Origin of the sequence: Maribacter sp. 4U21 (genome assembly GCF_002742365.1) — a bacterium.
GTDB lineage: Bacteria > Bacteroidota > Bacteroidia > Flavobacteriales > Flavobacteriaceae > Maribacter.
This window is the reverse complement of the sequence record NZ_MDGN01000001.1, coordinates 130,657-149,019: the sequence shown is the minus strand read 5'-3', so window position 1 is coordinate 149,019 and position 18,363 is coordinate 130,657. Positions and strand designations below refer to the sequence as shown.

Below are 18,363 nucleotides of genomic sequence, written 5' to 3'. Positions count from 1 at the left end.
GCGCTCCACCATGGGTTGGTTCCATGGCTTCAAACTGCACATCATCATAAACGACAGGGGGGAAATACTGAACTTTACCATAACCCAGGCGAACGTTGACGATAGGGAACCGCTCAAGAAAGAGCGTTTTCTGGACAAGATATATGGAAAGCTCTATGCGGACAAGGGCTACATAGGAAAAAGCCTGATGGAGATGCTGTTCATCGACGGAGTACAACTTATAACATCGATCAGGAACAATATGAAGAACTCCCTGATGACCATGTCCGACAAGATATTGTTGAGAAAACGTTCCGTCATTGAAACGGTAAACGACCAACTCAAGAACATATGCCAAATAGAGCATTCAAGGCACAGAAGCTTCGGGAACTTCTTGGTCAATATCATCACAGGGCTTATAGCATACAGCTTTCTCCCAAAAAAACCAAGTATCAAATATCAAACTGTCAAAACTAATCAGCTTATCCTTTTTTAATCGAACTCAGGTTATCAGGTAAATTAGATTTGCACCAATCTTTAAGTAAATCACCATCTCGACAATTATCAATTACTTCTAACTTAACCTTGTCAATACTTTTTATAATTCCAACCTTGGCCAATTCGCTTAACTTGTTCCAAAAACCGGGTATCACATCAAAAGGATAATACTTACGATGAGCTTGTATAAGAATATTTGAGTCTATTAGGTATAATATATCATGGTTTTGACTCATAAAAACTCTGTCATTAAACGGTTATAACTAGAACCTTTTAAATTCATAAGTTGATAAGCATCTCTGTATAAAAGCTTGTCCCTTTTTACGGCGCTGTCTACATATCTTGCGAATTGCGCTCCGACTCTTCTCCTAGTAGTATAATAATAATGACCGCCGCCATTTTCACTATCATCTTTCTTAGAGCGCCAAAATCCAATAACTTGGTTATAATGTTCTAAGTAGTCGGATTTAGAAATAAGCTCCAAATCTAAAGCCCTCCTCGCAAGTACAAGAGTACTTACTTTGAAAAAACGCCTTAAAACATTGAAATTCTTCGTTGTACTCCACTGTTCTGCAAATATAGAAGCAGGTACTAGAAATTCCGCTGCCACTCTATCGCATAACTTTTCCAATGGATTATTCGCTGGCAACAAATTATACATATCTGTACCGGAACTAACAACTGGCCAAATATGTGCTAATTCGTGAATTAGCGTAAATAATTGAGCTGCCTTAGCATCATTTGAATTAATAAAAATGAAAGGAGCATAATTATCGACTAGAGCAAAACCTCTAAACTCTTCCCGGCTTATAGGTCTGTGAGTATTACCTCCTACTGTTCCGCTAAACGAAGTCATTATTCCCGCATCCTCTATTGACTTAATCAGGAATGTAAGTACATCGTCTTTGTCGATTTCAATAAACCAATTGACTGATAATCCTAAGACTTGCCTAATGTTATTGACAATTAATTGTGAATATCACTATTAATTGAAAAACTATTGACAAAAGGTAAGGGGTCGTGATCAATCTCCTCTAAAAATTCTTTTAACCAATCTTGTCTTTCTTTCACCAGTTGGACAGTTTGGTATAAATTCAAGGAGTGTTCTTCTTTCAAATTGTTGTTTGAACGAAAAAAAGCAATAGGTAAATCTTCTATTGGAGGCTCTGACAAGAATAAATAACCAAATGGCACGTAAACACTTTTCGCAAAGTTTTCCAACTGTTTCAAAGTTGGCAACCAAGTTTTATTAAGCCATTGTGGAAGCTTGGGAAATTTTTCGCTTAAAGAATCGATGCTATTGTTTGCTCTATTGGCCGCCCAAATTAAAATTTCTGGATTGTAATGATTTACTTTAACAGGCATGGTTTCAAAAATAGTAAAATCCCTATAGATTACTCTTAAAAATTATCTTAAGTCTTACTTGAGGAGTTAAGGCTAATATTCTTAGCTTCAAACCCTCTCCATAGAAAAATCCGAATGTTCTTTTAGTTCTTCCATTAAAGTTTCTTTCCATTTCAATACTTGGGCATGATCTACTTTATAAGCTGTTTGCAGTTCTTGAAGCACTGGTTCCATAAACTGCCTTACGCTATCAATATCAAAATAGAGCCTACCTGTTCTTCTAATAAAGAAATCCATTGGATCTTGAACCATTTCATAGGCAATACCAAATTGGAGTTCGGCAAGGATCATTCTTGTAACATTATCCTTTTCCGTTCTTTTCTCGTAATACCCTAAAATGTTCTCCGTCTGCCTCCCATAGTTAGTGACCAAGAACCAAGCATCGTGTTCCGTAAAGCCATCTACCTTAATACGGTCAAAAATGGTGGCAATATATTTCTTTACGTGCTTAAACTTTTTGAACTCATTTCCACATAGGGGGATGGTGTCCGTGGCACATGGTTTAAGCTCTTTTTGATGGTCTTCCTCTAGCATTTTGGCGATACGATCAACTACACGTTCTGCCATCTTGCGATAGCCGGTAAGTTTACCACCTGCAATACTGATAAGACCCGTATCCGAAGTAAAAATTTCATCTTTCCGAGAGAGTTCCGAGGCAGACTTGCCCTCTTCATGAATTAAGGGTCTAAGGCCCGCCCAAGAGGAAACGATATCCTCCATCTCCAAATTAATTTTTGGAAACATATTGTTTACCGCGGAGAGCAAATAAATGGCATCGGCCAAATCTGTTCGTACCTTGTCTTTGTCCAGGTTAAAATTGGTGTCCGTAGTGCCTACGTAGGTTACCTTTCCCCTAGGAATGGCAAACATCATTCTACCATCCGGGATATCAAAGTACACGGATTGCTTTACGGGGAGCTTTTCCTTAGGGAACACCAGATGAACGCCTTTGGTTAAGTGCAAACGTTTTCCTTTTTTGGAATTATTGACACTTCTTAACTCATCTACCCATGGTCCGGCGGCACTAATGACATACTTTGAGTTGATTGTAAAAGTCTCTTGGGAAAGTTCATCCTTGACCGTTACCCCAGCAATCCTTTTATCTTTATAGATGAAGTCGGTCACAGAACCGTAGTTCAACGCAGTAGCGCCATACTGTAAACTTGTTTTGATGTTCTCAATGGTGAGACGGGCATCATCCGTTCTGTATTCAGCGTAATACCCTGCCCCCTTAAGTATTTTTTTGGGAAGCAAAGGTTCTAATTTAAGGGCTTCTTTCTTTTCCAGCATTTTTCTTTTGTCGTCCCCGGTCACCTGGGCTAAAATATCGTATACTTTTAAACCGATGGAAGTGAGCCATTTACCATAAGAGCCGTTTTCTATTAAAGGCAAAAGCATTTTTTCTGGCAGCACCAAGTGCGGTGCTAATTTGTGAACTATGGCCCTTTCCGAACCTACTTCCTTTACCAACCAAAAATCGAATTGCTTTAAATAGCGCAGTCCTCCATGGATGAGTTTGGTGGATTTACTGCTAGTGCCCGAAGCAAAATCATTTTTCTCCACTAGCGCTACTTTTAAGCCCCTTGAAGCGGCGTCCAAGGCAATACCACCGCCTGTTATTCCGCCACCAATGACTACAAGGTCAAAATTATCCTTCTTAAGTTTGGCAATGGTTTCGTTCCTTTTAAGGTTAGAAAATTCAACACTTTTCATAGCTTGTTATATTTTTTGAAATAGGAAATTTTTGTGATTATTTAATCGTACTAGTATCTTCCTTAGCTTTCTTCCCAACCTTTGGTGCGCTCCACAGCTTTCTGCCAGTTCTTATAGAGTCTTTTACGTTTAACCCTATCAAAGGTGGGTTTAAAAATCCTGTTCATGGGTCTGCTCTGGTCTATATCCGATTGGGTCCAAAGACCAACCTTAATACCCGCTAAAAATGCGGCACCCATGGCCGTAGATTCTATTACCTCCGGGCGGTGAACTTCGGTATCCAGAATATCGGCTTGAAACTGCATTAAATGATTGTTGGCGCATGCACCGCCATCTACCCGTAAATTTTCTAATTGAATACCGGAATCGTCCTCCATCGCTTTGAGGATATCCTTGGTTTGATACGCCAATGATTCTAATGTGGCTTTAGCGATATGTGCTTTTCCGGTGTCCCTAGTTAATCCAAAAATGGCTCCGCGGGCGTACATATCCCAATAGGGAGCTCCTAATCCGGCAAAGGCGGGAACCACATACACCGAGCTTTCTCCGGTCACCGAGTCTGCCAATGCTTCCGTTTCCTTGGCGTCCTTAATTAGTTCTAAACCGTCTCGTAACCAATGTATTGCGGCGCCTGCAATGAAAATACTTCCTTCTAGAGCGTAGGTTACCTTTCCATCTAATCCATAACCTATGGTTGTTAAAAGTCCATTTTTTGAGAACTGTGGCTTATCACCAGTGTTCATTAACATAAAACATCCTGTGCCGTAAGTGTTCTTAGCCGTTCCTTTTGTAAAACATCCCTGACCAAAGAGTGCTGCCTGTTGATCACCGGCAATACCCGCTATTGGAATCTTTATCCCATCAATCTCATAATCACCAAAATGATAGGCAGAAGGTTTTACTTCCGGAAGCATGCTCTTTGGAATGCCCAAAGCATCTAAAAGTTTATCGTCCCATTTTAAATTTACGATATCATAAATAAGGGTTCTGGATGCGTTGGTATAATCCGTTACATGGTTTTTGTCGGTAGACATGTTCCAGACCAACCAGGAATCTATGGTTCCCATTAATAAATCTCCTTTTTCGGCCTTACTTCTTGCCCCTTCTACGTGATCTAAGATCCACTTTACCTTAGTCCCGGAAAAATAAGAGTCTATCACCAGACCCGTTGTTTTCCTAACATACTCCGTAAGTCCTTCTTTTTTTAGACCCTCACAAATATCAGCAGTTCGTTTGTCTTGCCAAACAATGGCGTTATAAACCGGTTTTCCCGTGTTTTTGTCCCAGACTACGGTGGTTTCCCTTTGATTGGTAATTCCTATGCCCTTGATGTTCTTCAGCTGAACCTTACTTTCTGCAATTAATTCTTGAAGAACCCCCAATTGGGTTTCCAAAATTTCCATGGCGTCATGTTCTACCCACCCGGATTTTGGAAACAACTGTTTAAATTCCTTTTGTACCATACCTTGAATCTTCCCGTCTTGGTCAACAAGCAAGGCCCTAGAACTTGTTGTTCCCTGATCTAATGAAATAATGTATTTACTCATCTGTGATTTGATTTTAGTACGTTCGGGGCAGTGATTTTTATAGACCTGAACGACTAAATATACAGGGAATTAGCGAGTTGTACAAAGCCAAAATTAACGCAAACGTTGGCGTAGCATATAATGTTTTGTTAAAGTGATTTTTCAGTCAAAAACACGACCGTCAATGGAGGTTTTAAGGTTGTAATTTCTTAACTGGTCTTTGAATAAAAGAATACGGCTTTTGGTATTCTATTGAATGAACTCTTTTTCCAAGAAGTACTCTACAATGGCTTGTTTCATTAACACGGCCTGTTCACCAGCCTTTAATGTTGGAAGTTCCCCCTTGACCGTATAGTGCGGCCATCCTTCCTCGTCAAAAAAATCGAATTCGTAATACCCATAGGGTTCTAACAGCCTGCAAATAGCAATATGCATTAGGTCCAATTTATCGTCTTTCTTATACTTTCGATGGTATTGACCAAGTTCTTGAACACCTACCAAATAAATTATGGCATCTAACTCTAGGACATCGCCGTCAGCGAATTGACTTGAAAGCTTAACGACTAAGGATTCCCACCGATTTTTTAACTCTTCATCTCTGGCCATGGTCTCTACTTATTTTGAATTTACTGGAGCCGAGCAAAGGTACTAATCAAAGCACTATATTTGTTAAAACACTTTTTGAAATGAGTTTTTTAGATATCGTCCTTGGTCTACTGCTTCTTTGGGGACTCTGGAAGGGGTTAAAAAATGGTCTTTTCGTGGAGATAGCCTCCTTAATAGCATTGATTGCCGGAATTTATGGAGCCATCCATTTTTCCTATATCACTGGAGATTATCTTTCTGAGCGTATGGATTGGAATGAGCGTTACATCAGTATTACCGCATTTGTAATCACTTTTATTTTAATAGTCATACTCGTGCATACCGCTGGTAAATTTTTAACAAAAATTGCCAATTTTGCCATGCTCGGCCTTTTAAACAAAATTGCCGGAGCTCTTTTTGGAGCCCTAAAAGTGGCCGTAATTCTTGGGGCGCTCCTAATTTTCTTTGACCATATTAATGAAAACATAGGCTTGGTAGATAATGAGCTCAAAAAGGAATCTGCCCTGTACCAACCTGTGAAGAACCTCGGAGCCTTTGTCTTTGATTACGTATTGCAAGCTAAATCCGATTTGGAACACAGCGTATAATTTTGAAAACTCAAAAAAAGTAGTTGTTCTTGGTTTTGATACCCTTCGTCGAAAAATAAATAGATAAAACAGTAGTTTAAGTGATTTTAACTAGCATTGTACCTCTGATATCCCCTATCAATACGAGAATAAATAGGATTACCCCATCTTACATACCTACTTCGCTAAGCTGAACGGCCTGCTTACAAATAAATCTATATATGAAAATGAGATTGCTTAACGTAGTCCCGGTTTTATTTGTATTGTTTCTATCTTCCTGCACTACGGACACATTGGAGGAGTTGCCTATCGTTGAGGCCGACAATATAGTTCTACTGGAAAGTGAAATATTGGAAATTGTGAATGACCACAGAACTAGTTTGGACATGAATAAGCTCTTATATAGCACTGTAGCGTATAAATACGCCAACATCCATACGGATTATATGATCAGTAAGGGTAGTTTAAGTCATGATAACTTCAGCTCAAGAGCCTCTAGCATTGCCTCCGAAGAGGACGTAGAGCTAGTTGCAGAAAACGTAGCTAAGAACTATGATACCGCTGAGGGTGCCTTTGAAGGTTGGTATAACAGTGTCAATCACAGGAAAACTATGGAGGGTGATTTTACCCATACCGCTGTAAGCGTTAAAAAGGACCAAAACGGCAATTTTTATTTTACGCAACTATTCTACAGAAAATAGGACGCTGTTGGCATCAAGACTCCACTAAACGAGACTTTCCTACAAGTTGTCGGTTAGTCAATTTTTCAATCATCGACGACCGGAGTTTTTTGGTGGTCAAAACGGTATAATCTCCTTAAAATACACAATTTTAGCGATGAAAAATACCTGGCCGTTCACCGATTAGGCCCTAAATACACTTATTTTACAGCACGTCGATTTTTTCCTTACCGATATAGATAATTTTCTCAGGAACCTTGTCTTCCACGTTACTTTTACTGTATAACATTATTAATGTACCCCAAGTCATGAAATTTAAATTTATCTTTTTACTTGTAATTACCTTAAGTGTTTTTAGCTCTTGTTCCAAAGAAGAATTAGAACCTCTATTAGAAGAAAAGAATGCTGGCTTAAACGCTGAGAATTTAGAAATTTCTTCAGGTAGCCACACGGCATTGGAAGCAGAACTTTTTGACTTAGTCAACAACTACAGAGTTAGCATTGGATTAAATGAATTGACTTTTGAGAGCACCACTTATTACTATGCAGGACAACACAATGACCATATGATAGCCCAAAACAACGTTAGTCATGCTAAATTTGGCGAACGTGCAAAGGGTATCGCTAAAAGAACAGGAGCTTCTCATGTTGCTGAGAATGTGGCCAGAAATTATGACGATATGCAAGAGGTCTTAGAAGCTTGGGTAGATAGTCCGTCGCATAGGATGAGTTTAGAAGGTAACTATACACATTCAGCCATAAGTATAAAAGAAAATAATAGTGGCAATTTGTACTTCACTCAGATGTTCTACAGGTAATATATACGACATAAATAATTAAAGAGCCTTTGGTAAACAAGGGCTTTTTTTATGCCTACGTTTTAGGTTAGCCCCTAAGGTTTTTTTAACTTTCGTTAAAATTAACCCATGAGTATAAAAGCCCCTTTTAATTTAGATAAATGGATTGAGGAGAATCGTGATTCTCTAAAACCCCCGGTTGGCAATAAAAACTTATATAAAGATGCCGGTGATTATATCGTTATGATCGTGGCGGGTCCTAATGCAAGAAAAGACTACCACTACAACGAAACGGAAGAGCTTTTTTATCAGTTAGAAGGACAAATAGAGATACACATTCAAGAAGACCATCAAAAGAAAACGTTTCAATTAGGACCAGGAGATATGTATTTGCACCCTGCAAAAGTGCCGCACTCTCCCGTACGCCATGAAGGTTCTATTGGGCTGGTTATTGAGCGCAAAAGGGTGCACATGAATGTAGACGATGGACTGCTTTGGTTCTGCGATAACTGTAACCATAAATTATATGAAGCCTATTTTACACTGAACGATATAGAAAAAGACTTTCTAAGTCATTTTGAACATTTCTATAGTTCCAAAGAATTAAGGACTTGCGACAATTGCGCAACGGTAATGCCTGTAGACGAACGTTTTATAAAAGAAGTTTAAATGGAATTAGTTAGTGGTCTCTTAATAGCGGTAGTGGCCCTTTTACATTTTTATTTTCTTTGGTTCGAAATGTTTGCTTGGACGACCAAAGGTCCTAAAATATTTCGGGATTTTCCAAAGGAACTGTTTGAACCTACGAAGTCTATGGCTACCAATCAAGGACTGTATAACGGATTTCTTGCCTCCGGACTGGTATGGTCTTTTTTTATTGAAGACCTCATTTGGAAGGATAAAATATCCTTGTTCTTTTTAGGCTGTGTAGTAGTAGCAGGTATCTATGGTGCGTTCAGTGTTTCAAAGAAAATTTTCTTTATACAAGCAATGCCAGCGCTAGTTGCCATAGTATTAATCATCCTTTCATGATGCTACAACGAAGTGTCTCAATTTTAATACTGATCATAGTCGGTGCAACATCAAAATTAATGAGCCAAAAAATGACACCGGAACAGGTAGTTCAAAAGCAATTAGAAGCCTATAACGAAAGGGATATCAACGCATTCATGTCGGTTATTGACCCTAAAGTTACCTTCCATGATTTTTCAGAAGGTGTGGAGACCATGAAAGGTGGGCAAGCTTGTAAGGAATTTTACGCTGCGCTTTTTGAAGCATCGCCCAATTTACATTCCAAAATCATAACACGTACCGCATTCGGAAATAAGATAATTGACCATGAAAGTATTACAGGACGTAACGGAAATGATGAGCCTCTAGAACTGGTTCTCATTTACGAGGTACAAAATGAAAAAATCTCAAAAGTTACGGTGCTCAAAAAGAAAAAATAAAGATAATATTATTCGTAGCTTTGTAAAAATTTAACAATACACCTTCAAAAAGTTATAAAATGTCAAAAGTAATTGTAGAATTTGGAATAGGCGAGGCTTTAAAAGCTTTGGGAATTACTGACTTAAATGATGGAACTTCAACAGGCTCCGATAATTTTTCGTCAGGAAACATTATCGAATCCTATTCACCGGTCGATGGTTCACTTATCGGAAAAGTAAGAACAACCTCCAAAGAAGATTATGCAAAGGTCATGGATACCGCTACCAATGCTTTTAAAACTTGGCGTAAAAGACCCGCCCCGTTACGCGGTGAACTAGTGAGACAATTTGGCGAGAAGCTCAGAGCCTTAAAAGAGCCTTTGGGAAAATTGGTCTCTTATGAGATGGGTAAGAGTTACCAAGAAGGCCTTGGAGAAGTCCAAGAAATGATAGATATCTGTGATTTTGCGGTCGGGCTTTCCCGACAACTTCATGGCTTGACCATGCACTCGGAAAGACCTGGACATAGAATGTATGAACAATATCATGCTCTAGGGGTAGTGGGTATTATATCAGCATTTAATTTTCCTGTTGCCGTGTGGGCATGGAATACAGCTCTGGCGTGGATTTGCGGAGATGTTTGTGTTTGGAAACCTTCAGAAAAAACACCATTATGCGGAGTAGCCTGTCAAAATATCGCGGCTCAAGTTTTTAAGGAAAATAATTTGCCAGAAGGCATCTCCTGTTTGATCAATGGAGATTATAAAGTAGGAGAATACATGACTCAAGATGGCAGAATTCCTTTGGTTTCGGCTACTGGTTCTATTCGAATGGGTAAAATAGTTGCCCAGGCCGTGGCAGCAAGATTAGGAAAATCGCTGTTGGAATTAGGAGGTAACAATGCTATAATCGTTACGCCGGACGCGGATATTAAAATGACCGTTATCGGTGCTGTTTTTGGGGCCGTAGGAACTGCAGGCCAACGCTGTACCTCAACAAGGAGATTAATTATCCATGAGGACATATACGACAAGGTAAAGGATGCTGTGGTTGCTGCCTATAATCAGCTGCGCATTGGAAACCCGCTAGATGAAAACAATCATGTAGGGCCTTTAATTGATACCGATGCAGTAACCCATTATAGCAAAGCATTGGAAAAAGTAGTGGCTGAAGGAGGAAAAATTATTGTCGAAGGCGGAGTCTTAGAAGGAGATGGCTACGAAAGTGGTTGCTATGTTAAACCGGCTATTGCAGAAGCCAAAAATGATTACGAGATTGTACAACACGAGACTTTTGCACCGGTGTTATATTTACTAAAGTATTCCGGAGAATTAGAAAATGCTATCGCAATTCAAAATGGGGTTGTTCAGGGACTTTCTTCTGCCATAATGACTAATAATTTACGTGAAGCCGAACGTTTCCTATCTGTAGCAGGCAGTGATTGTGGTATCGCTAACGTTAATATTGGAACATCCGGTGCAGAAATTGGCGGCGCTTTCGGAGGGGAAAAAGAAACTGGTGGTGGCCGTGAAAGTGGTTCGGATGCTTGGAAAATATATATGAGAAGGCAAACGAATACCATCAACTATACGACCGAGCTGCCGCTGGCACAAGGAATTAAATTTGACTTGTAGTAGTTTTAAATTTAAATCCCAATTTTTGGTTTTGGCCGCTAATCAAGATTTATAATGCTCCGGCGCTTGCCTTACATAAATATTGGTTTCGCTTCTAATGTCTGGTGGGCCTGCCCCGAGGTAATTTATTATATGGTTTTTCGGCTGGTATCTTCTACCGTCCAACTACCATGCAACAAGCTTTGGGTGCCCAAAACCAAAATCATACATACAAACTTCAGGAAATTAAATAAACGTTTTTTCATATCGTAATCATCGTAATATCAAGATATATTTTATGATCTAAGGGTGATACCGTTTCTGTATGTTCTGTACGTCTAATTGTATAAACGGTTTTAAATAATCTGGGAACAGACACTATCGTATAGGATATTATTTACGCCCAATTTTGAACTAAACAGTATCCACAAAATAACCCTATCGTTAAGGATACGATAGGGTTTACTTAATTAACCAACTAACTCAAATATGTCATTAAACCCTATCCCAGTGCCGGAACTTTGTCGGGAGAGATAGGGTGTATTTTATTTGCATTAGAAAGTTCCGAAATATCTTCTTTTAAAAAAATATGAATTATGCCTCCTTGCCGTTTGAATGTGCAAATGGTATCAATTTAGTTATAATTGGAAAATTACTACTCCTTGATTACTAGCAATTAAGCTATCAAATATTCAAAAATTTTAAGATTTTTTTAATACATTGTGCATGAAACACTATTTAAAAATGACAAAAACAACAACGAATCTACTGCTGATGTTGATCACTATTTTGGCAGGGACTTATTTTTACATTACCTGCTGCAGTGAATGCGGAGCTAGTGTAGAACAAGAGCCTCCAAAAGAGGTAGCAGCACCCATTGTGCCAGAAGCAACTTCATATCCTTTTGCCTTTAAGGATGGAGATTACGCTTATAACAACAATGACAATTACAACTTTAATAGTTCTTCTTCGTCTATACTAATGCCACTAGCCGCTAGTATGGAAGAAGGTATTACAAACCTTAAAGGTTTCTTAGAGACCAATGCAGGAAAAGTAATTAATATTACGGGGTACTATAAAAGTGACGAAAACAACTATAGCGCCTATCCTAATCTAGGGCTTGCCAGAGCCAATGCGGTCAAAAACCATTTGGTCTCCAACGGAATTTCTTCTTCTAGAATAAATACGATAGGAGCGCTAATGGAAAGTATGGTGCCCAAGGAGAACGTATATCTTGGACCTGTAAGCTACAGCTTAGGTGAAGAATCTGAGGATGTGGCCGAAGAGATGAAAGCACTGTTCGACAAAATAAATGCTGATCCGCTTACGCTATATTTCAATACGGCAGAAGCATCTATAAGTTTAAATGCAGAACAGCGCCAAAAGGTAGCCGATATTTCTAGGTATTTGGATAAAATGGAGGGTGCCAGCGCAAACGTTGTGGGCCACACTGATAATACCGGGGTAGCTGCCACTAACATGAGACTTGGTTTGGACAGAGCAAATTTTGCCAAAGCCTATCTCATGCGAAACGGAATTGCCGAATCAAAAATAAAAACCTCATCTAAAGGGCAGGCGTCTCCTATAGAGCGCAACGCCACTGAAGAAGGTAGGTCTAAAAATAGAAGAACTGTAGTAACACTAAACAATTAAATCACTAACAAATTAAAATAGTACAAAATGAATTTTGAAAATATGGATATCTGGTGTTGGTTGATCCCAGCTTTAGTCGGGATAATTAGTGGAATTCTTGGCTACCTCATTGGCCGAAGCGGAAATACTATCATTGACAATTCTGCAGATTTAAAACTGCTACAAGATAAAAATGCAAAATTAAAAGCCGATTTGGAGGCTTGTAATAAGAGAGTGAGCAGTGCCAAGACCAATGTAGCAAGTACAGCATCTTCTTTTGCAGCGGGTGCGGCGGTAGCCTCTATTCCTTTTGATGCCGCAGGAGCAAAGGCAGCCTTCGGTAAAGCCATTAAGCAAGATGACCTTAAAGTTGTTGAGGGCATAGGGCCTAAAATAGAAGGTATGTTCAAAGATTCCGGAATTAAAACTTGGAAAGCACTATCAGAAGCTTCCGTAGCGGAATGCCAAAATGTATTGGGCGGCGGTGGAAAGCGCTATCAGGTTCATAATCCTGCATCATGGCCTATGCAAGCCAAAATGGCCTATGAAGGCAAATGGAGTGAACTTGTGAAATGGCAAGATGAACATGATCACGGAAAATTATAATCAATAACCAACCAAAAATAAAAAGCCCAATCTCAAAGTAAGATTGGGCTTTTTATTTTCTTGAAACTTAGCGCTACAACATTCCGTTGGCTTCTACCCATTTAAAGTGGTACTGATCTTCTGGAAACTTCATTCTAGAGGCAATACGCTCCAGTCTTCCAGGGAGTTTCATCAAATAATCCCTTGCCTTTTGTGCTTCGTCATTAAGTCCCCTTACTGCATCAATCTCCCAAAAAGCATTCAACTTTGCAAGAATATCTATGTAATCCTGGGCGGTATAAACACCAAGTCTTTGTGCACAATTTGAGAAGTTCTCAAAGGCAGTACCAATGGTACCACCGGATTCTCTTAAAAAGTGAGCCGGCATTACTATTTTCTGTTTCATCATATCGGCAAAGGCCAACATCATTCCATTAGGGTCGTGACCCATAATCGTTTTTACGAATTCTCTATAGGCCAAATGATGCCTCATTTCGTCCCCTGCAATTATCGTACACATCTTACCTAATAAAGCATTTCCCTTTTTCTTAGCCATTTGCCCCACACGTTTGTGAGAGATGTTCGTAGCCAATTCTTGAAAGGAAGTGTACACAAAATTCTTGTAAGGGTCCCTATCGGTACCAATATCAAAACCGTCCGAAATAAGGTACTGCGTAGTTATTTCTATTTCCTTCATATTCACCCTTCCGGATAGATATAAGTATTTGTTCAGCACATCTCCATGTCTATTCTCTTCTGCGGTCCATGCCCTAACCCACTTGGCCCAGCCATTGGTCTTATATTCTCCATGCTGGTCTATCCCAACAACATCCATTAACCACGATTCGTATGTAGGCAAGGCTTCTTCGGTAATGGTATCCGCCACCATCGTTACCCAAAAATCATAGCCCAACTCTTTGGATTCTTCCCGTAATTGTTCTACGTGGTCCAAAAACCCATCACTTTCGGAATCAGGGAGAAAATCTGTAGGCTGCCATATATCTTCAGGTTTTATCAGAAAATTCTCCATAAACCCTTCCACTTCGGGCTCAATAGCCTGCATTACTTCTAGTCGTATATTCTTCTCGGACATATATCAATTTTTATCAAAGTTCGTTAATTCTGCGCTGTTTTAGCCTTTAAAATTAAATTGATTTACTAATTTCTACCTGTTTCATTGGGATAGAACGTGTGCACAGGCTCACTTTGCCAATATTTTTTGGTCTGAATATCAAAAGCGGTGAGAGGTCCTTTAAATGCTGCTCCGGTATCAATATTCCAAACATTTACAGCATTTTGAGGCGTGGTTTTCCCCATTCGCGTTACAGGGGTATGGCCTATGTAAATCTCTTTGTAATGCGTAAGTCTTTTAGGAAAATACATATCACCTTCTTTCAAATTTGGGTCTATTGACAAGACCAGTTCCCAAAGCGTTCGGTCCCAATAGAAGGTCTTGGACGTATATTCATAGGCTACGCCCTTTAGGTTTGTAAAGCCCGCGTGCAAGAACAGTCTATTCGCTTCATCCAAATAATAATCCTTAAGGTTTTCATAGAACATAATATGCTCCCTTTTTGTACTATCATCTACCTTCCCGTACGATTTTACCGTGGCTTCGCCGCCATGCATAAACCACATTGGGTTATCATCGCCACCGGTAAGCCATTGATGGCATAAGGCATCGTGATTGCCTCTAAGAAAAATGCAACGGTGCGTTTTGTTCAATTGCAAAAGAAAATCTATCGTTTCAACGGCCTCACTCCAACCATCGACATAATCGCCCAGAAATATAAGTTTATCGTTGACCGTTACGGCTGCTTTCTCCAATACTTGCCGTAACGCCTTTAATCCTGAATGTATATCTCCAATAACTAATGTTCTTTGCGTCATCATTTAACAAAAATCGCAATTCCCGCAATGACCACAAGGACGAAAACCACTAAAAAGAAAATTTTCCAGAAGGAATACGGCCTACTACCACTTAAATTACCCGTTTGTCCATTGATATAAAAATGGTACTCTTTTCCGTTATACCGATAGGAACTTATATATACAGGGAGCAAAATATGTTTAAAAGTTTCATCAGAAAGTTTCATGTCCGCATTGGCAATGCGTTGCGTATCTCCGCCGATATCCCTTCGGATCCAGTTATAGGCAATATTTTTTGCTTCTTGAAAGGATTGATGGTGACCCTCCTTAAGAGATACAGTATACTTTTCCGTTACAAAACCCGACAGGTATTTTGAGTTGAACACCACTAAATCCTTAAGATTCCAAAACGCAATGGAAGGCGGGATATCCCTTCTTTTTTTCTCCGAGGCATTTATTAAAATATCATCTACAAAACCATTGACCTTCCCAGAAGCATAGGTCCATTTGGTCTTTCGTACCTGCCTTGTGCGTCTCCCCTTGTCGCTATTATATGTCTGGGTCTCATAATAGTAATCCCCCCGCTGCCCTTGATAGGAAGCAAACAGATTGGCATCAAAGGTCCAATAAGGAATATAGAGGCCATGAAGTCCCTCAGGGTCTAATGCCGCCCTTTTGAGTTTGTTGGGTGCAAACCAAAGACCGTTGACCCAAGTTTTGAAAATTTTTCTTGCTTTTTTAACATCCAACTGAAAAGGAACCAACGCCCCCGGCAAAATCCAACCTTCAATTTCGGTATCCTCACGTATCAGCGGTTCACTACAGTACACACAATTCAATGATTTGTAATTCTCCTCTACATGCTGGTTGGCGCCACAATTTTTACAATGCAAAAGCTCAATGGTTTCCGTATAGGCATTCTCTCCAACAATCTTTAAGTAATGGGCCAACTCTAGCTCCTCAAAACTACTTTTAGATTGCTCTATAAATTCCTCATACCCGCAATATTCACAATTAAGTTGATGTGAGCCTGGTTTAAACTTTAACTCTGCACCACAATTGGCGCAAGCTTTTTTATGTTCCGATTCTTGGATTTTTTCCATGTACATTGTTTTCGCGCTAACGAAAATCACTACTTATTCCTGAACTTTTAACTAAACTATGCGTTTGGTAGTGGCGGAGGTGTATTTCCTCCCAAGAACGATTTTAGTTCTTCTACCTCTTTTAAACTTGCCCAATTGGCCATTCCCTGTTTCCAGACCAGTGAATCTCTATTAATGGTCCTATTGGCAAAAAGCTCCTTTAATTTGTCAAAAGAGACCGGGCCCAATTGTTGCCCGTTTACCGCATAGAAGTAAGTAACCTGCAACGGAACGGGCGGTGGCGCAGTTTGTTGTCCTTGTGGTGCTTGCACAGCAAAAGGCTGACCAGTGGGCTGACCCATGATTCCGCCCATTTGTTGCGCCAATACAAAGCCCATGCCCATGCCCATACCGGCACCAGCAGTACCTCCTTCGTTTGCAGCTGCCAATTCCATAGCTTTCGCAGCCTTGAACTGCGCCAACTTGGTCATGTCCAATTTATCCAAACGACTATATTCAAAGATTTCTTTCTTTAGGTCTTCTGGCATGGAAACATTTTCGATATAGAACCTTTCTAATTCTATACCTACACGCCCAAATTCCGGTTGCATTACCTCTTGGCAAGTTTCGGACAGCTCGCTCGTATTTGCCGCGTATAATTCTATTGGCAGGTTGGCCTCCCCAACAGTATCCGTAAATCGGGTAACAATTAAACTTTTAAGGTGTTCGTTAACTTCGTAATTCGTGAAATTACCATCCGTTCCCACGACATCGACAACAAATTTTCCCGGATCGTTAATTCGAAAACTATAGGTTCCGAAAGCCCTGATCTCTACAAGTCCAAAACGATCATCACTTAGCATGAACGGATTTTTAGTGCCCCATTTTTCATCCGTGAACAATCTGGTGTTCACAAAATAGACCTCCGCTTTAAACGGACTGTTAAATCCATATTTCCAACCTTTGAGCGTGGTTAAAATTGGCAGGTTCTGGGTATTCAAGGTATAAGTGCCGGGTTTGAAGACATCGGCTAGCTGACCCTCGTTCACGAAAACGGCCGTCTGCCCTTCGCGAACTATTAATTTAGCATTGTTCTTTATTTCATTTTGATACCTTTCAAACCGATGTACAATTGTATCGTTCGAAGTATCTAGCCATTCTATGATATCTATAAACTCATGGCTTAATTTCTTCTTTATTTCGTCAAATATGCTCATTTTCGATTATTTTTTATTTATCCCAAAAAGGTAGCAAATTCCTAATAACAGGACAAGAAATAAGGTTCCTTAAAGCTGCATAGTCCACGTTCCGGGGCGTAATCTCCCCATTAAATGACAAACTGCCGATTATTCACAACAAAATTTAGAGAAAGCTACTTTTTCTATTTACCTTAGATTTTAAACTTTGAAGCAAGTCTATGAAAAAGGTATTTTGCATTGGTGAGCTACTCATTGATTTTGTTGCTGAAAATCAGGGTAAGGACTTATCTAAAGCTAAAGAGTTTACGAAAAAAGCAGGTGGCGCACCTGCCAACGTGGCCTGCGCCATAAGTAAGTTAAGTGGCCAAAGTGCTTTTGTAGGTTGCGTTGGCAACGATCCTTTTGGGAGTTTTCTACTGAACATTCTGGATAAGGAAAGTGTTGATCTTTCACTGGTACAAAAATCGGACGTTTTTACCACCTTAGCTTTTGTATCCATTGATGAAGACGGAGAGCGAGATTTCGTTTTTAGCCGCGGGGCAGATAGAGAACTAAAGTACGATTCTAACCTAAAAAACGAATTCAAGGAAAACATGGTGCACTTTGGAGCAGCCACCGCCTTATTAGGTGGGAATCTAGAAGATGCCTACAGTAGATATTTCTTTGACGCACTTACACAAAACGCTTTCATAAGTTTTGATCCCAATTACAGAATAGATCTTTGGAAAAACAAAGAGGATATTTTTATAAAGAAATGTATTCCCTTCATACAGAAATCCCACCTATGCAAATTTAGTCTAGAGGAAGCTCAGCTGCTTTCCGGAAAGACAGATTTAAAAGAGGCATGCACCTATTTGCATGAAATGGGAACGGATATTATAGTAATTACCTTAGGTGGAGAAGGTACTTTGCTCAGCACAAAAACATACTCCAAAACCATACCCAGTATTTCTGTTAAACCAGTAGATACGACCGGGGCCGGTGATGCTTTCATAGGTTGTCTTTTAAAACAGATCGCAACGCACCATAACTTGGAACACACTTTAGAAAACGAAGATTTACTTACTGCTATGGTAGCTACGGCCAATAAGGCAGGAGCAATAACTACGACTAATTTTGGGGCTATAGAATCGCTTCCGAATCAAAAACAACTCGTTTCCTAGAATGAACCAGGCCACTTTGCA

At 39.7% G+C, this 18,363-nt stretch carries 21 protein-coding genes; 11 read left to right on the top strand and 10 right to left on the bottom strand.

Annotated features, from left to right (window positions below):
- On the top strand, nt 1-475 hold a 475-nt coding region (locus tag BFP77_RS00675), incomplete at its 5' end, for an IS982 family transposase (protein WP_143751805.1).
- On the opposite strand, the gene BFP77_RS17470 is transcribed toward BFP77_RS00675, so the two are convergent.
- The 6 genes from BFP77_RS17470 to BFP77_RS00645 form a co-directional block, all read right to left on the bottom strand.
- Nucleotides 462-713, bottom strand: coding sequence for a DUF4411 family protein (locus BFP77_RS17470; RefSeq protein ID WP_099572160.1), 252 nt, complete (start codon nt 711-713; stop codon nt 462-464). The two genes, BFP77_RS00675 and BFP77_RS17470, sit on opposite strands and share 14 nt — an antisense overlap.
- Nucleotides 710-1,333, bottom strand: coding sequence for an ImmA/IrrE family metallo-endopeptidase (locus BFP77_RS00665; protein ID WP_099572159.1), 624 nt, complete (start codon nt 1,331-1,333; stop codon nt 710-712). The genes BFP77_RS17470 and BFP77_RS00665 overlap by 4 nt, the downstream gene beginning before the upstream one ends.
- 110 nt (nt 1,334-1,443) lie before the next feature.
- Nucleotides 1,444-1,842 (bottom strand): hypothetical protein, encoded by a 399-nt coding sequence (locus BFP77_RS00660; protein ID WP_099572158.1) that lies wholly within the window; start codon nt 1,840-1,842, stop codon nt 1,444-1,446.
- Nucleotides 1,843-1,929: 87 nt separating this feature from the next.
- Entirely contained in the window at nt 1,930-3,594 is a 1,665-nt protein-coding gene (locus BFP77_RS00655) for a glycerol-3-phosphate dehydrogenase/oxidase (protein ID WP_099572157.1), read from the bottom strand.
- Between the two features lie 62 nt (nt 3,595-3,656).
- Entirely contained in the window at nt 3,657-5,141 is a 1,485-nt protein-coding gene (gene glpK, locus BFP77_RS00650) for a glycerol kinase GlpK (RefSeq protein WP_099572156.1), read from the bottom strand.
- Between the two features lie 228 nt (nt 5,142-5,369).
- Nucleotides 5,370-5,726 carry a hypothetical protein gene (locus tag BFP77_RS00645; protein WP_099572155.1) on the bottom strand — a complete coding sequence of 119 codons (357 nt, stop codon included), beginning with the start codon at nt 5,724-5,726 and terminating at the stop codon, nt 5,370-5,372.
- Nucleotides 5,727-5,806: 80 nt separating this feature from the next.
- On the opposite strand from BFP77_RS00645, the gene BFP77_RS00640 reads away from it, so the two are divergent.
- The 9 genes from BFP77_RS00640 to BFP77_RS00600 all read left to right on the top strand — a co-directional run bounded on the left by BFP77_RS00640 (nt 5,807) and on the right by BFP77_RS00600 (nt 13,050).
- A complete protein-coding gene (locus BFP77_RS00640) occupies nt 5,807-6,313 on the top strand; it encodes a CvpA family protein (RefSeq protein ID WP_099572154.1) in 507 nt (168 codons plus the stop codon).
- A 200-nt stretch (nt 6,314-6,513) separates the two neighbouring features.
- Complete coding sequence (locus tag BFP77_RS00635) at nt 6,514-6,993, top strand: CAP domain-containing protein (RefSeq protein ID WP_099572153.1); 480 nt, start codon at nt 6,514-6,516, stop codon at nt 6,991-6,993.
- Between the two features lie 287 nt (nt 6,994-7,280).
- Nucleotides 7,281-7,790 carry a CAP domain-containing protein gene (locus BFP77_RS00630; protein WP_099572152.1) on the top strand — a complete coding sequence of 170 codons (510 nt, stop codon included), beginning with the start codon at nt 7,281-7,283 and terminating at the stop codon, nt 7,788-7,790.
- A gap of 108 nt (nt 7,791-7,898) precedes the next feature.
- The gene (locus BFP77_RS00625) at nt 7,899-8,438 is read left to right on the top strand and encodes a 3-hydroxyanthranilate 3,4-dioxygenase (RefSeq protein ID WP_099572151.1); all 540 of its coding nucleotides are present in this window, start codon (nt 7,899-7,901) and stop codon (nt 8,436-8,438) included.
- Nucleotides 8,439-8,801 (top strand): DUF1304 domain-containing protein, encoded by a 363-nt coding sequence (locus BFP77_RS00620; RefSeq protein WP_099572150.1) that lies wholly within the window; start codon nt 8,439-8,441, stop codon nt 8,799-8,801.
- Entirely contained in the window at nt 8,798-9,220 is a 423-nt protein-coding gene (locus BFP77_RS00615; RefSeq protein ID WP_099572149.1) for a nuclear transport factor 2 family protein, read from the top strand. The genes BFP77_RS00620 and BFP77_RS00615 overlap by 4 nt, the downstream gene beginning before the upstream one ends.
- Before the next feature lie 59 nt (nt 9,221-9,279).
- Nucleotides 9,280-10,833: an L-piperidine-6-carboxylate dehydrogenase gene (gene amaB, locus BFP77_RS00610; protein ID WP_099572148.1), complete on the top strand. Its 1,554-nt coding sequence runs from the start codon at nt 9,280-9,282 to the stop codon at nt 10,831-10,833.
- 705 nt (nt 10,834-11,538) lie between these two features.
- On the top strand, nt 11,539-12,465 hold the full coding sequence (locus tag BFP77_RS00605) for an OmpA family protein (RefSeq protein WP_257212813.1): 927 nt from the start codon (nt 11,539-11,541) through the stop codon (nt 12,463-12,465).
- A gap of 27 nt (nt 12,466-12,492) precedes the next feature.
- The gene (locus tag BFP77_RS00600; RefSeq protein WP_099572147.1) at nt 12,493-13,050 is read left to right on the top strand and encodes a hypothetical protein; all 558 of its coding nucleotides are present in this window, start codon (nt 12,493-12,495) and stop codon (nt 13,048-13,050) included.
- Between the two features lie 73 nt (nt 13,051-13,123).
- Here the strand turns inward: BFP77_RS00600 and BFP77_RS00595 are convergent, their stop codons facing one another.
- From BFP77_RS00595 to BFP77_RS00580, 4 genes are all read right to left on the bottom strand, one after another.
- Nucleotides 13,124-14,122: an acyl-ACP desaturase gene (locus BFP77_RS00595; RefSeq protein ID WP_099572146.1), complete on the bottom strand. Its 999-nt coding sequence runs from the start codon at nt 14,120-14,122 to the stop codon at nt 13,124-13,126.
- Between the two features lie 65 nt (nt 14,123-14,187).
- Nucleotides 14,188-14,922, bottom strand: a complete 735-nt coding sequence (locus BFP77_RS00590) for a metallophosphoesterase family protein (RefSeq protein WP_257212812.1) — start codon at nt 14,920-14,922, stop codon at nt 14,188-14,190.
- Nucleotides 14,919-16,001: a DNA helicase PriA gene (locus BFP77_RS00585; RefSeq protein WP_099572167.1), complete on the bottom strand. Its 1,083-nt coding sequence runs from the start codon at nt 15,999-16,001 to the stop codon at nt 14,919-14,921. Before BFP77_RS00585 ends, BFP77_RS00590 begins: the two co-directional genes overlap by 4 nt.
- A 56-nt stretch (nt 16,002-16,057) precedes the next feature.
- A complete protein-coding gene (locus BFP77_RS00580) occupies nt 16,058-17,197 on the bottom strand; it encodes an SPFH domain-containing protein (RefSeq protein WP_099572145.1) in 1,140 nt (379 codons plus the stop codon).
- Nucleotides 17,198-17,397: 200 nt separating this feature from the next.
- On the opposite strand from BFP77_RS00580, the gene BFP77_RS00575 reads away from it, so the two are divergent.
- Nucleotides 17,398-18,342 (top strand): carbohydrate kinase family protein, encoded by a 945-nt coding sequence (locus tag BFP77_RS00575; protein ID WP_099572144.1) that lies wholly within the window; start codon nt 17,398-17,400, stop codon nt 18,340-18,342.
- Nucleotides 18,343-18,363 lie beyond the last annotated feature (21 nt).